This is a genomic window from Spirosoma flavum (assembly GCF_042686045.1).
Taxonomy (GTDB): Bacteria; Bacteroidota; Bacteroidia; order Cytophagales; family Spirosomataceae; genus Spirosoma; species Spirosoma flavum.
Genome location: NZ_JBHUOM010000001.1, coordinates 154,422 through 168,951 on the forward strand (window position 1 = coordinate 154,422; position 14,530 = coordinate 168,951).

At 48.3% G+C, this 14,530-nt stretch carries 7 protein-coding genes; 4 read left to right on the plus strand and 3 right to left on the minus strand.

All coding sequences use genetic code 11. The features are described from left to right. Nucleotides 1–6: 6 nt before the first annotated feature. Nucleotides 7–3,060 (minus strand): SusC/RagA family TonB-linked outer membrane protein, encoded by a 3,054-nt coding sequence (locus ACFS25_RS00635; protein ID WP_381496466.1) that lies wholly within the window; start codon nt 3,058–3,060, stop codon nt 7–9. Between the two features lie 343 nt (nt 3,061–3,403). On the opposite strand from ACFS25_RS00635, the gene ACFS25_RS00640 reads away from it, so the two are divergent. From ACFS25_RS00640 to ACFS25_RS00655, 4 genes are all read left to right on the plus strand, one after another. Continuing rightward, nucleotides 3,404–4,441, plus strand: coding sequence for a LacI family DNA-binding transcriptional regulator (locus ACFS25_RS00640; RefSeq protein WP_381496467.1), 1,038 nt, complete (start codon nt 3,404–3,406; stop codon nt 4,439–4,441). Nucleotides 4,442–4,565: 124 nt separating this feature from the next. Next, entirely contained in the window at nt 4,566–6,911 is a 2,346-nt protein-coding gene (locus ACFS25_RS00645; RefSeq protein WP_381496468.1) for a DUF7133 domain-containing protein, read from the plus strand. Nucleotides 6,912–6,968: 57 nt separating this feature from the next. Next, nucleotides 6,969–8,138, plus strand: a complete 1,170-nt coding sequence (locus ACFS25_RS00650) for an alpha/beta hydrolase family protein (protein ID WP_381496469.1) — start codon at nt 6,969–6,971, stop codon at nt 8,136–8,138. A gap of 178 nt (nt 8,139–8,316) precedes the next feature. Next, a complete protein-coding gene (locus tag ACFS25_RS00655; protein WP_381496470.1) occupies nt 8,317–9,696 on the plus strand; it encodes a Gfo/Idh/MocA family protein in 1,380 nt (459 codons plus the stop codon). Between the two features lie 78 nt (nt 9,697–9,774). On the opposite strand, the gene ACFS25_RS00660 is transcribed toward ACFS25_RS00655, so the two are convergent. Both ACFS25_RS00660 and ACFS25_RS00665 read right to left on the minus strand, forming a co-directional pair. Beyond that, nucleotides 9,775–13,332, minus strand: coding sequence for an SNF2-related protein (locus ACFS25_RS00660; RefSeq protein ID WP_381496471.1), 3,558 nt, complete (start codon nt 13,330–13,332; stop codon nt 9,775–9,777). A gap of 94 nt (nt 13,333–13,426) precedes the next feature. Then, a complete protein-coding gene (locus tag ACFS25_RS00665) occupies nt 13,427–14,440 on the minus strand; it encodes a hypothetical protein (protein ID WP_381496472.1) in 1,014 nt (337 codons plus the stop codon). Nucleotides 14,441–14,530 lie beyond the last annotated feature (90 nt).

Below are 14,530 nucleotides of genomic sequence, written 5' to 3' on the forward strand. Positions count from 1 at the left end.
GGCGGTTCAGAACGTGACTTGTAAACCACCCAAAAATGACCGGGCGGGTGGATATACTAAATTATCGACACCGATGACAGTGTTGCTACCCGCGTATGTATTCACCTCAGGATCGAAACCGGTGTATTTGGTGAGGGTGAAGAGGTTATTGCCACTAGCGTAAATTCGGATGCGCTGGAAACCCTTGATTTTGGGCAGCGTATAGCCCAGCGTCACGTTCTTCATTCGAATGTAAGAGCCATCTTCAACGTATCGGCTGCTCACGGGCAACCGGCTACTTAGTGCCGCGCTGGCGTATTCCTGACTTGGATTCGTGGGTGACCAGCGATTAGCCACGCCCGCCAACAAATTGCGCTGACCGAGTGGTGTTTCGAAAGCAAATCGTGCCTGATTATAGATGTCATTGCCCTGACTACCCGACAAAAAAGCGCTCAGGTCTATGTTTTTATACGAGAGGTTAGTCGAAAATCCGAAGATGAGTTTGGGGTTTGGATTACCCGTAACCGTCTGGTCGTTGGCGTCAATCTTGCCGTCACCGTTGAGGTCTTTCAGTTTGTGACCGCCTAAACGCCCATCATAGCCCGGTAAAATAGCATCGCCCGTTTGGTTAATGCCGTCGAATACATAGGTTTTGAAAAGTGCCAGGGGTTGCCCAACACTAAGAATGCTGTACGTTGTAACGAACCGTTCCTTCGTGGTGCCTCCATCAAGGTCAAGCACTTTATTGCGGTTCATGGTGGCGTTGGCCGATACGTCCCAGCGAAAAGCACCCTGCAAAATCCGGGCGTTAGCGGCCAGTTCAATACCCTTATTTTCCAGCGAGGCAAAGTTACCCGTAATGCTACCGTATCCAGACGAAAGGGGTAATGTCTTGATATAGAGTAGGTCACGGGTCTTTTTGTTATAAACATCGACCACGAAACTCAGCCGGTTGTTAAGCAAACTAATGTCCAGTCCAATATTCGCCTGCGTGGACTTTTCCCACCGTAGATCGGGATTGGCAATACCCAACGGATTAATGCCCGTTAAATACGTGTGGTTAAACTGATAATCGGATGGGTTTGGATTGGGTGAGCCTACTGTCGCTAATGATTGATAAGGCGAAATGCCGCCAGCGTTTCCCGTCAATCCGTAACTGGCCCGTAATTTCAAATCCGACAGCCAGCTAACCTGTTTAAATAATGGTTCTTCAATAAGCCGCCAGGCCGCCGATACCGCCGGAAAAAAACCGTATTTGTGATTTGCTCCGAACTTGCTCGATCCGTCGGCACGGGCGGTCAGGTCCAGAAAGTATTTGTCTTTATAGCCATAATTAATCCGGGCCAAATAGGAATCCAACCGTTCTCTGGTTCGGCTGCTGCTTACCGTACGGGTCAGGGCCAATTGCAAAGCTTCATTGTTGGTGGCATCGTTCGGAAAGCCGGTCGCATTGATGCTGTTGCTGTTCGATAAATTACTCTGGCTGGCAAATACACCCGTAAATTTGAGCGTGTGGTGGCTGGCAATGGTACGGGCGTAGGTCAGGATGCTTTCATGAAGCAGTACAACGCCATTCGCATTTGCTTTGGAGCCGGAACCAGAGTTGTCGTTCAGGTCGGCTTTGTTCACGATAGAGCGGGGCGAATACGTATCCCGAAGGCTGTTTTGCAAATCGATATTGAACGAAGCCCGATAGGTCAATCCTTTCAATAGGTTGGCTTCTCCATATATATTAGCCAATGTCCGCTGGATACCAATCTGGTTTTGAATGGCCGCCAGTCCCAACGGATTAGTCACTTCACGGTACTGTCCGGCGGCTTGCTCGCCGAAAGGAAACAGGCTGCCATCTGCTTTGTAGGGCTGGAGATTTGGTGGTGCCCCTAATGCCGACCCGAGAATACTACTGGTAATAAAATCGCCGTCGCCGAGACTCGTGGTGCCGTAGGGAACGCCTTTATTGATCGAGTAACTTCCCAGAATGCTGGTGCCTATTTTAAATCGGTCGCTGATGCGATGGTCAACGTTAAGCCGAAGTGAGTAACGCTGAAAACCGGAATTGATGATGACGCCCTGCTGATTGAAATAGTTGAGAGAAAGGGCTAACTGGGTTTTCTCTGATCCACCATTGATTGTTAGTTGATGGTTTTGAATGGGGGCAGATCGAAAAATCAACTTTTGCCAGTTCACGCCTTCACCTAAACTTGCCGGGTCGGGATAGTAGTTATTTTTGAATGCTTCATTTTCCAACTGGGCAAACTGAGTGGCATTTAATACCGGCAGCGTTTTCGAAACGTTTTGAACTCCGTAGTAGCTTTCATAACTCACACTGGTTTTGCCTGCTTTGCCTCGTTTCGTTGTGATGAGTACAACTCCGTTGGCGGCCCGCGAGCCGTAAATAGCTGTAGCGGAGGCATCTTTCAATACCTCTACCGATTCAATATCGTTGGGATTGATAGTCGAAAGGGGGCTGATATCGGTTAGGTTTCCCCCATTTGAAATCTGGATACCGTCAACAATATAGAGTGGTTCAGACGTACCGTTGATAGAGTTTGTCCCTCGAATCCTGACGCTGACATTACCGCCCGGTGCGCCCGAATTTTGCACAATCTGCACCCCGGCCACCCGTGCCTGAATGCCCTGCGCGACATTAACAATGGGCGTTTGCACCAGATCAGCGGCTTTAATCGACGCAATAGAACCGGTCGTTTCGATTTTACGCTGCGTACCATAACCAACTACTACGACTTCATTCAGCGAACGATCATCCGCTTTCAAGGCGATGTCGATGGTGCTGCGATTAGCAACTGTTACCTCCTGCGATATATAACCGATGGAAGAGAATGTTAGCGTGGCTTTACCATCAGGTACCGTCAAGGCATATTGTCCGGTTGCGTTTGTGGTAGTGCCCTGTTGGGCACCTTTAACAACGATATTGACCCCCGGCAGGCCATCAGTTGTGCCCGCGTCGGTAACCCTGCCTGCAATAGTAGTTGCGCGGGGAGCCTGCGCTCGCCCGCCCAACGTAGCCAGTATCAGGCCAATCAGGCCGACCATAGTTCGTAGTGATAGAATAGATTGCATAGGTAAAGCAGCGTAGACTGCCTTTTTGGGTTTAGGAATGATGCAAAGTAGAAAAATGCAAATTGGCCAAGCTTTTCAATCAGCGAAGAGTACTTGTGGAATGAGAAATCATAAGTTGGCAATTTCCCTTCTGGAAGGCCGATATGATACATTTTCCTCATTTTTACTTGATATTACAGCTGTATAATCATTCTGCAAAGATTTTCTTGACTTATTTTATTGGGAACATTCCCAAAATCTTGGGAATGTTCCCAATAAAAAGATTAACGTTGCGAAGACACAGCTATAAGATTTCTTGAGCTTCGATACTAAAACTTAAATTAATTATATATTTCAACTTCCAGTGGCTACGCATCAAACAACCATCATTGACATTGCCCGCGCCTTGGGCATATCCAAATCGACGGTGTCAAGAGCATTGACAGGGCATGCAAACGTGAACGAAAAGACCCGGCAGCGTATACTCGATATGGCGGCTCAGGTCGATTACCAGCGTAATCAGCTGGCTATTTCTTTGTTGACCAATCGCACTGGTACGGTTGGTATCATCGTGCCGGAGTTTATCAGTTTCTTCTTCCCGAAAGTCATCATTGGGGCGCAGGAGGAAATGACTAAATCGGGCTATAATGTTGTAATCTGTCACTCGAATGAATCATACGAAACAGAGGTGGCAAACGCTAAAGCCTTATTAGCCAGCCGGGTCGATGGGTTAATTGTGTCGCATACGAAGGAAACCCGAAACTTTGATCATTTTAAGGTATTCCAGCGGAAAGGTATTCCGGTTGTATTTTTCAACCGCGTTTGCGAAGACATGAACGTATCGAATGTGACGGTAGACGATTATAACGGCGCTTTTCGGGCAGTCGAGCACCTTATTCAAACCGGCCGACGACGAATTGCTCACCTTGCCGGACCAGACACACTCACCAATAGTCGGAATCGGCTCAATGGTTATCGGGATGCGCTTAAGCAGTATGGCCTGCCCATTGATCCTGAGTTGATTATCGCGTATGACTTAAATCTGGATAAGGCTAATATTTATGTGAATCACTTACTCAATCTCCCTCAACCACCCGATGCGCTGTTTGCCATAAATGACCCTACGGCCCTCGAAGCACTGAATATAGCCAAACGCCGGGGGCTTTGCGTGCCCGACGATTTGGCCATTGTTGGGTTTAGCGACGATCCTATGTCGGCCCTGATTGAGCCCGGCTTAACGACAGTAGCTCAGCCGGTAAATGAGATTGGACAGCAGGCGGCCTATATTTTGCTTAAGCAACTACTGGCAAAAGGAGACGATTTCCAGCCCGAACGAATTGTCTTGCCAACTAACTTAATCATCCGTGGCTCAACGGTTAAGCCGCGCAGTGGGGATTTATAAGCGATAAATTTTCTGCTTTGGGATTATAACTAGTTAAAACTGTTAAAAAATTAGGGTATCCGCGCAACTTGTGGAGTAAGAGTTTACTAACGCCATCTTTTGGTTTTGTTCTAAACTCATACCTATGAAAAATAAGCTCTGGATTCCGGGCTTGATTTCTTTCTCCATGCTGGTTGTTACGTGTAAAGTCGTTCAGCAAGCCCCGCCGGATAGCGCCAAAAATACGGCGTCTAGTCTGGTAGACACTGTGCCAACGTTCGTGTCTAATCCTTCGCCGGTTCAGTTAACGCCTGAGCAGAGTTTGCGGGCCTTTCGCGTACCAAAAGGCTACCATATGGAACTGGTTGCCAGTGATCCTATGATCAAAGAGCCGGTGGCAATAGCCTGGGATGGGAACGCCAAAATGTATGTAGCCGAAATGAGCACGTACATGCAGGATGTCGAAGGCTCCAATGAGCATGACCGTGTAAGCCGGGTCATGTTACTTGAAGACACCAATAATGACGGAAAAATGGACAAGAGCTCCGTCTTTATTGACAAACTGCTTTTACCCCGAATGCTCTTATGCGTTGATCATGAGCTTCTGGTCAATGAAACCGATACCTACGATATTTGGAGTTATAAGGACACGAACGGCGATGGCGTGGCCGATCAGAAAAAGTCAGTCTATCAGGTTGGCAAAAAGTCGCCCGGCAATCTGGAGCACCAGCGCAGTGGCTTAGACTGGAATCTGGACAACTGGATTTATCTCACAGTTGACCCTGTGCGCTTTCGTTACACGAAAAACGGCCTAAAAGTGGACTCCCTCCCCAGCGGGTCGAACGGACAATGGGGCTTGACGCATGATAACTATGGCCGTCTGTTTTTCTCACGGGCTGGTGGCGAAATTCCAGCCTCTGGTTTTCAGATAAACCCGGTCTACGGCGGGCTTGAATTCCCGGATCAGTACAGCGAAGAATTTAACGCGGTATGGCCTATTATGTCAACGCCCGATATTCAGGGTGGCCTACGCCGACTGCGCCTTCCCGACAGTACACTGAACCACTTTACGGCCAGCAATGGGCAATCTATTTTTCGGGGTGACAAACTTCCCGCTGATTTAGTGGGTGATTACCTGATTGGTGAGCCGGTAGCCCGGATTATTCGTCGCGCCAAAGTCATCAATACGAATGGAAAATTGACGCTGGAGAATGCGTATAAGCAGCAAGAGTTTATTGCCTCGACAGATATGAACTTCCGGCCCGTCAACACCTATACGGGCCCCGATGGCTGTTTATACATTGTGGACATGAATCGGGGCATTATTCAGGAATCGCAATGGACACCGAAAGGTTCTTATCTGCGGCCCCAAATTCAGCGGTTAGGTCTGGACAAAAATGTACAGCATGGCCGCATCTTCCGGTTAGTTCACGATGGTATGAAACCGGGTCCATCGCCACACATGCTCGATGAATCCAGCACCAAACTAATTAGTTATTTAGATCACCCGAACGGTTGGTGGCGTGATAACGCGCAGAAGCAACTTGTTATTCTGGGCGATAAATCGGTTGTGCCAGTGCTGAAGCAGATCGTATCGGGGCAACAGGGTTCACTAACTAAACAACCGTCTGCGCTTGGTCGGCTGCATGCTTTGTGGACGCTGGAAGGCTTAGAGGCCATTGATAAAGATATTCTGTTCACGGCGATGAAAGATGCTGACCCCCAACTTCGTCGGGCGGCTGTCTGGATTAGCGAACGCTATGTAAAACAGGATGATGCACAGGTAATCGATACGTTTCAGGCGCTAAAAAACGATCCTAGTTATGATGTTCGGACACAATTGATTTTGTCCATGCATGACAGCAAATCAGCTAAAGCCAAAGCCCTTACAAATGAAATTATAGAGCAGAGTGCCAATAATGAAATGCTGGTAAGTGCTCAGAAAAGCCTTCTGAAGAATGACGATGTCAAAACCTACGGACTCCGCCTTGGCCGACTTGAAGACGCCGATCGAAAACTGGTTTTGGCGGGTGCAAATACCTTCAAAACACTTTGTTCTTCATGTCATGGACCCGACGGCAAAGGTCTGGCTGTTGGTGGAAGCAGTATGGTGGCACCTCCGCTGTTCGGCTCGAAACGTATTGTAGGCGATAAAGATGTGCTGATTAAGATCTTATTACACGGCTTATCGGGTCCGGTTGATGAGAAAACCTACCCCGACGTTATGCCGTCTATGGGTGCAAATGACGACGAATGGATAGCTTCCGTCCTGAGTTATATCCGTTACGAATTTGGTTATACGGGCAATTTTCCGCCCAGTCCACCCCCAACTACCCCACGCCCTACTAATGGAGACGTACCACCGGAAGTTTTAAAACGGCGGAATTTCAAGCCCTTTGTAAAGGCCGATGAGGTCAAAAAAGTACGGGAGCAAACGACCGGAAAAACAAAGGCATGGACCCTATCTGATCTCGAAAAAGTGGGTGAGTAAATAAGTCATTTGGCTAGACTAGTAGGGATTTTCAGCCATTTTTCTGTCAAAAAGACTATGAGAGTCAGGCTTTTTTTTGTCGTCGGTTGGGCAATGGGAATTATTGGTGCTACGGCACAACCAAATCCTGACCGCCCTGATTTATGTCAGGGGGCGTATTTCACCGAAGCGCAGGGGGCGGCTTCGTTGCAGACCTTCGCCAAAACCTATCACGACCGGGCTAGTTGGGAGGTTCGTGCCGCGATGATTCGGCAGGGACTTCGTGATGGCATGAAATTACCCGTATCACCCCGGTTTGCTCCATTTCAACCCATTCGACATAGCTTGAAAAAGTTGAACGGATATACGGTTGAAAACGTGGCCTTTGAGAGTTTGCCGGGCTTTTTCGTGACGGGCAACTTATATAGGCCACTCAATCCCGTTGGTAAATCAGCCGGGATTCTCTGCCCACATGGTCACACGGCAAATCAGGATGCTCGATTTCAGGAACAAACTCAGCAACGATGCGCCACGATGGCCCGCATGGGGGCAGTTGTGTTCGTGTACGACATGCTTGGCTACGGTGACTCGAAACAGTGTTCGCATAAACTTTCGGAAGCCCTAAAACTGCAAATCCTGAATGGCCTTCGTTCCCTCGACTTTCTAACAAGCCTACCCGATGTGGACACCAACCGGATTGGTATATCGGGCGAATCGGGTGGGGGAACACAAACGTTTTTACTAACTGCCCTTGACCAACGTATTAAAGTTTCGGTGCCCGTTGTTATGGTGTCTGCTCACTTTTTCGGGGGCTGCGTTTGCGAAAGTGGCATGCCCATTCATAAGCGGCCAACTCATCAGACCAGCAACGTAGAGTTAGCCGCATTAGCCGTTCCGCGTCCTATGTTACTTGTTTCTGACGGCAAAGACTGGACGAAAAATACCCCTGATGTGGAGTTTCCTTACATCCAGACAATCTATGGCTATTACGGCGCTAAAGCTCGGGTTGAAAACGTGCATTTACCTACAGAAGGACATGATTATGGCCCTAGTAAGCGGGCGGCAGCGTACCGATTTTTGGCTAAAGAGTTAAAACTGGATTTGAACCGGGTGTTGAAAAATGGCGAAATCGACGAAACGCCTAATAAACTTCTCGATTCGGTTGCTCTACAGGTATTTAACGCTGATCATCCACGGCCCGCCCGTGCAGTTATGGGCGACGGTGCTGTGTTAGCCCTACTGAAATAGCTTTGCGGAAATGAATGATAGTAGGATAAAGTAGTATAAGTGCCTGATTGTATTTAGTATTTATAGGTGCGTTTGGTCGCGTAGGCATTTGTGCACTCGTGAACAGACATAGTACTGAAAACGTAGATTGTCTTTACCTTAAAATTCGGCTTTGGCCGTCCGAAACCCCTCAATTTATATGGATATTTTCAACATTAACCGTCGCCGTTTTCTCCAAGGTACTACGGCCTCACTCGCGCTGTCGGCCTTCGGGGCCAGAGGCATGGATATTATCAACCCGGCCAAAACACTTCGGGTAGGACTGATTGGAACAGGATGGTACGGAAAAAGTGATTTGTTTCGATTAATTCAGGTGTCACCCGTGGAAGTGGTAGCTCTCTGCGATGTTGATAAAAATATGCTGGCAGCAGCGGCAAAGCTCGTTAGTCAGCGGCAGAAATCGGGTAAAACGCCCCGGCTGTACGGCGACTATCGGAAAATGCTGTCCGAAAATGAAATGGATATTGTTCTCATCGGAACGCCTGACCATTGGCATGCCCTTCAAATGATTGATGCCGTTAAAGCGGGCGCAAATGTATATGTGCAAAAGCCGGTCAGCGTTGATGTTATGGAAGGCGAAGCGATGGTGGCGGCCGCCCGTAAATATAATAAAGTTGTGCAGGTGGGAACGCAACGTAAAAGCACTCCTCACCTGATTACCGCCAAGAGAGACATCGTTGATGCAGGGCTGCTTGGCAAGATATCGCACGTAGAGATGTCCTGCGACCTGCACATGCGTGCCAACGGTAATCCTCCATTACAGGCCGTTCCCGATTTTCTGGATTATGAAATGTGGACCGGTCCTGCGCCACTCCGTCCTTATGATGGCTTGCCTCATGTGCGTTGGTGGCGGACATTCACCGAATACGGTAATGGCATTACGGGCGATATGTGCGTACACATGTTCGATACTGTGCGGTGGATGCTGAAACTTGGTTGGCCGAAGCGGATTAGTTCACATGGTGGAATTTACGTTCAGAAAGAAGGTAAATCAAATATTTCCGATACGCAATCGGCTCTGTTTGAATATGATGAACTGAATTGTGTATGGCATCATAAAACCTGGGGAACGCCCAACAATCCAGATTACCCCTGGTCATTCACGCTCTATGGCGAAAAAGGCACGTTATGGGCCAGCACCATGCAGTGTGATTTTATTCCGGATGATAAAAATGGCAAGAAGATCCACTTAGATGTGGTCTACGAAAAAGAGAAATACCCGGAAGATGTAACGGAAGATACAAACCCAAAAATTGAGTTGAATGCTGCCCCGGCAACACGGTTGCACATGCTCAACTTTCTGGATGCTATCGACAAGGGAAGCAGACCCGTAGCCGACATCGAAGAGGGCCATATCTCTACGGCCAGTTGCATCCTGGCTAACTTATCTATGAAAACCGGTCGCCCTATTGTGTATGATCCGCAGAAGCGTGAGATTGTTGGCGATCGGGAAGCGAATGGACTTCTACAACGCCCGTATCGACAGCCGTATGTTCACCCAGACCCAAAGAAAGTTTAAGCCTTCTTGGTTGGTATACAAATAATATGGCGCGTAGCGGCTTTGCAAAAAGAGTCGCTACGCGCTTCCGTTTGATGGTTATCCTAATGCTACCAGCTCTTTCAGCTCATCGTCGCTTAGGTCGCCAAGCCAGGTCTCGCCGGTCTTTATGCTGAGGTCGGCCAGTTCGCGCTTCGACCGAATCATGGCGTCGATTTTTTCCTCCAGCGTGCCCTGATTCATGAGTCGGTACACCAGTACATTCTTGGTCTGTCCAATACGAAAGGCTCGGTCGGTGGCTTGAGATTCCACGGCTGGATTCCACCACAAATCGTAGTGAATGACATGATTCGCCTGGGTTAGATTGAGGCCGGTACCGCCCGCTTTGAGCGACAAAATGAAAGTATGGTCACTGCGATTGCGTTGAAACTGATCGACCATCCGGTCGCGTTCGGGTCGCGAAGTGCCACCGTGTAAAAACAAAGGTTGAGTACCAAATGCTTGCTGAATAAATTGTGCCAGTAACTCACCCATTTCACGGTATTGCGTAAAAATCAATACTTTCTCGTGGTTGGCATAAATCGTTTCGAGCAGGTTGAGCAGCAACGTCGCCTTGCCCGACAGGGAAGGAGAGTCATTGCCGCGCTTGAGGTATTGACGTGGGTGATTGCCAATCTGTTTGAGCGCCGTCATGAGTTTTAGCACCAGTCCCCGACGGGCAATACCGTCTTTTTCTTCAATAGCCCGCAAACTTTCCTGAACCACACTATGGTACAAAGCCGCCTGTTCGGTTGTGAGCGCACAAAACTGATTCGTCTCAATTTTATCGGGCAGATCAGTGATAATAGTACGATCGGTTTTGACACGCCGAAGTAGAAAAGGGCTTGTTATACGACGGAATTGCTCTAGTTTCTGATGGTCGCGCTCCTGCTGAATCGGCTTCCCGAACTCCTCATTGAATTTGCTTAATCCACCCAGATAGCCCTTATTTACGAAATCCATAATGCTCCAAAACTCCGATAGCCTATTCTCGACAGGAGTACCACTAAGGGCGATTCGGATCGGTGATTTCAGGGTTTTAACGGCTTTTGTCTGTTCGGTATCGGCGTTTTTGATATTCTGCGCTTCATCTATCACCACAACTGCCCATGTAATTTTCTTGAACTTATCGAGATCACTACGGACAACGCCATATGTAGTCAGTAATAAATCGTACTCATCTGCACGATCTTCTGGTAATTTACGGTTGGGACCGTGGTAAATGCGGGCCTGTAGTTCGGGGGCAAAACGGGCAATTTCTTTCTGCCAGTTGGTTAGTAATGTTGTTGGTAAGACGACTAAACCCTTCTGCTTTTTAAACCGGCCTTCCTGCCTGAATTTGAGCAGTAGAGCAATTACTTGCAGGGTCTTGCCCAAACCCATATCATCAGCGAGCAGACTCCCCATGCCAAGCGCCGTGTTTTTGATCAGCCAGTCGTAGCCCCGCTGCTGGTAAGGACGCAAAGTAGCGTCCAGCGAATCGGGGAGGGGTTGAGAAGCACTTTCCGTAAATTGCTTTATTAACCCCCGCACATCGGTCGATAAGCCTAATCGACCGCCTTTGTACTCTTCAGATAAAGCCGCTTTAATTAGTTCAGCACCGGTTAGTTCGGGTGGATTTTCGAGTTGTTTGTATAGTTTAGTTAGGTCATTCGGGTCGATCAATACGTATTGGTCTTTGATTTTGACCAAGCCCGTTGTGCGGCCAACTAACTTCTGAAACTCATTTACGCTTACCATTTCGTCGCCAAGAGCCACTTGCCAGTCGAATGTCAGCATATCATCCAGCCGCATAAATGCGTTGCTGGCTGTAACGTTGGCCTTAGCCTTAAGCCGCCCGCCTGCCTGTGGCCGAATCCAATGCTGGAGCGATTTAGGCAACCAAAGTGCAATACCGAGCAACTGCATTCGGGGCAATGTATCGAGTAACACCTTCACAAACTGCTCGGGTGAATAGGAAAGGTATGCCGGTCCGCCCGTTTTTGTCAGTTTCGCGAGGTCGGGAAAGTGCCGTGATAATACTAGCAAATCCTGCAAAACGGCCATCCGGATGGGCTCATATTGGTCAATACCCCCATTTTTCTTGTCCAGCAATTCTGCCAGCGGAATGGGTGCTGTTGGCGTCCCATTTATGGCGGGTGCTTCGCGGTCGCGGACAAGGAGACTTAAGCGAAACTCGTCGCCAAGTTCGGTATCTTCAACCGCCAGAATCGGCACAAATCGCTTATGTGTCAGGAAGAAATCATTCAGCCAAAGCTGTATCGCCAACGGCATTTCCTTGCGGCCAAATCCCTCAAACCGCAGGGTTTCAACACCAAAAAAGAGCCGGTCAGCATCTTCGAGGGGCCAGCGTTCCCATAACTCGATGGTTGTTGGCTTAATAACCCGGCGCAGAAACAACGAACAAAGTGTCGAAATCTGTTGCTCATCGGGTAGTGCTAACCAGTCTTTTTGCCAGCGCACGGTAAGTAACGTTGGTGGGAGTTGGGTAGCTAATTGATTAACTAAGCGCCTTACCGTTTCATTGAGCGTTGCTGGAAGCCAGCGTACTCGATACTGGTCTTCGGCTACCCCAACGCGTAATAACTGTGGCACTACCGCTCCCCGGCGCAACAGGGCAGCCGAAAATTGATGCGTCAGATACAGCGCCCGGACAGAATCGCTCATTTCGGGCCAGTCGGCTTCGGTGAGTGTATCGAGCCAGCTAACTAAGTCGCTTATTTTAAAGTCAGTAAGCTGCCGGGGTTCGCCATGTTCGCTGAATGCATTTATTTTCTTCACGGCCATTAGCTCATCGAGTTGCAGTTCGATGCTATCACTGAAGTCGGGCCGCTCTGCGTGGGAAAACTGCTTTCCGTCTGAAAATGGCTTACTGAACAGCTTATAGGCTCTGGTTAGTGACTTGTGAAAATCACCCTTTGTAAACGTAACGTCTGGAGCCAGTAAGCCCAGCAGTTGGTCGGTTAAGGGTGGAATCGTTGCGAAATCAAGGCTGGCACGGGCTTTTTCATCGGCTTGCCAATCCTCATCGTCGGGAAATTCATCGGTACCAATGTCTTTGAACAAAAGAACACTTCCCATGCTTCCTGTCACTGTATCGGACTGTTCCTTTTGGAGTTCGGCCAGAATATCCAGGCCCTTTAGCTGAAATACGAGAAAGGGGTTTCGGTCAATTTCGTTGGCAATTACATAAGCTACAGCCGCCAGGTGTTTGCATGGCAAAGCATAGTCGGGGCAAGAGCAGCCCATAGATAAATCGTGAAACGATTGCGGAAATAGCTTAATGTTTCGTCGATTGGCAAACTCCGTTAATTCGGGTGGTAGCTGGCGGTTCAGAAGTTGGGCCAGCGTGGCCGGATTCTCACGAATTTCGGTCAGCAACCATTCTTTCTCCTGTTCGGTAAACAGCGGCACCGACAATTTGGCTTTGTAGGGCCGGGGTGCCGACCCTTTTATGGAAGCACTAATCTGATTTTTAGAAATGGTCAGCCCCTGAACCGCGCCTTTGTTGGCGTAGGTTTTACCACGTGGTAACCGGTTTGCCATGTCGATGCTTGTCAGGGCACTGAGCCACTGTTGTCCCCACCATGTTTTACCGTAGGTGATGCGTTCTGCCATTTTACCGAAATGATAATTTCACTGTAAAAATAATTGATTAACTAGTTAGCAAGGCGAATGGACTTTTGACTAAAAGTATAGACCATTTTGTGAATTAACTGTCTTCAGCTACTAATCGAACAAATGCTACCGGATCATCCACGAAAAAAGCGAATTGACAGACCTCTTTGCTTATTCCATAAGGTCCCAGGAAGCAAATGGGTTCGTTGAACGTCAGTAAAACATTGGGTATAGTCAGGAATGACCCGTTAAGCTGGCCTATTTGTTTAGTGGGTTTTTCACTTATAAGTGAACTAGTGGCGATTGTTGACCGGGGAATGGTGGCTCTCCACCGAACGCCGAGCCGTAGATGTAGCTGATTTGCTGTTATATAGGATGGCCGTTTGACAGTTGCTATAATATCGGCCACGAAAAATAACATTCCATACCCACTAAGAAGGGTGATCCAGAACGCCATCATAGGATGCCAGCGAGCTAGCAATAAATGAACGGCTGACCCTTCAACTACGCCCACCATCAATATTCCTATGACTAAGGCTATTTGCCCCGATTGGCGATGGGTTGTCAGGGGTTGAGCATCCACCGGAATGTCGGAGCGAAGTCGCCAGCCCAGCAGCAAATAATACAGTACAAGACCTTCTCCAATAATAAGTTCGGTTGCTTTTTTGCCAAACACTGTAGTTAAACTACCGCGTAACGCTGTTTCTGCATCGGTGGTTAGTCGTAAATTTCGGTACGTTCGCACAATAGTGCGGATATTCAGCCCCGCGATAAGTAAGACCAGTCCCTCACTAAAGACTACTAAAAATGGCCAGATTTGGTTAGGCAATAATGAAGTTTGTGGCAAAATAAACAGGGCTACCCGCAGCATCAGCAAGGCTACGAATATCAACCGACTACTTGCTAACCGAAGTGGTTTAGCGACAAGCCAGTAAAACACGCCCGTCGTTACGAAAACCAAATCAAACAGGACGCCTATCGACAAAACTATTGGCTGCTGACTAAAGGTTACCGTACGAGCAACGCTCATTTCTATCCAGATCAATAGGACTGTTAGAAGCAAAAATGCCACTATTCGGGGTGTGATAAAGCGTCTGGGAAAGGTCATTTTTTATCAAGAAACAAGGCATTAATTGCCGAATAAGGTAATTTCAACGGTGGTTTATCAAAACTAAACTTTTTTGGCTGTTAACATAAT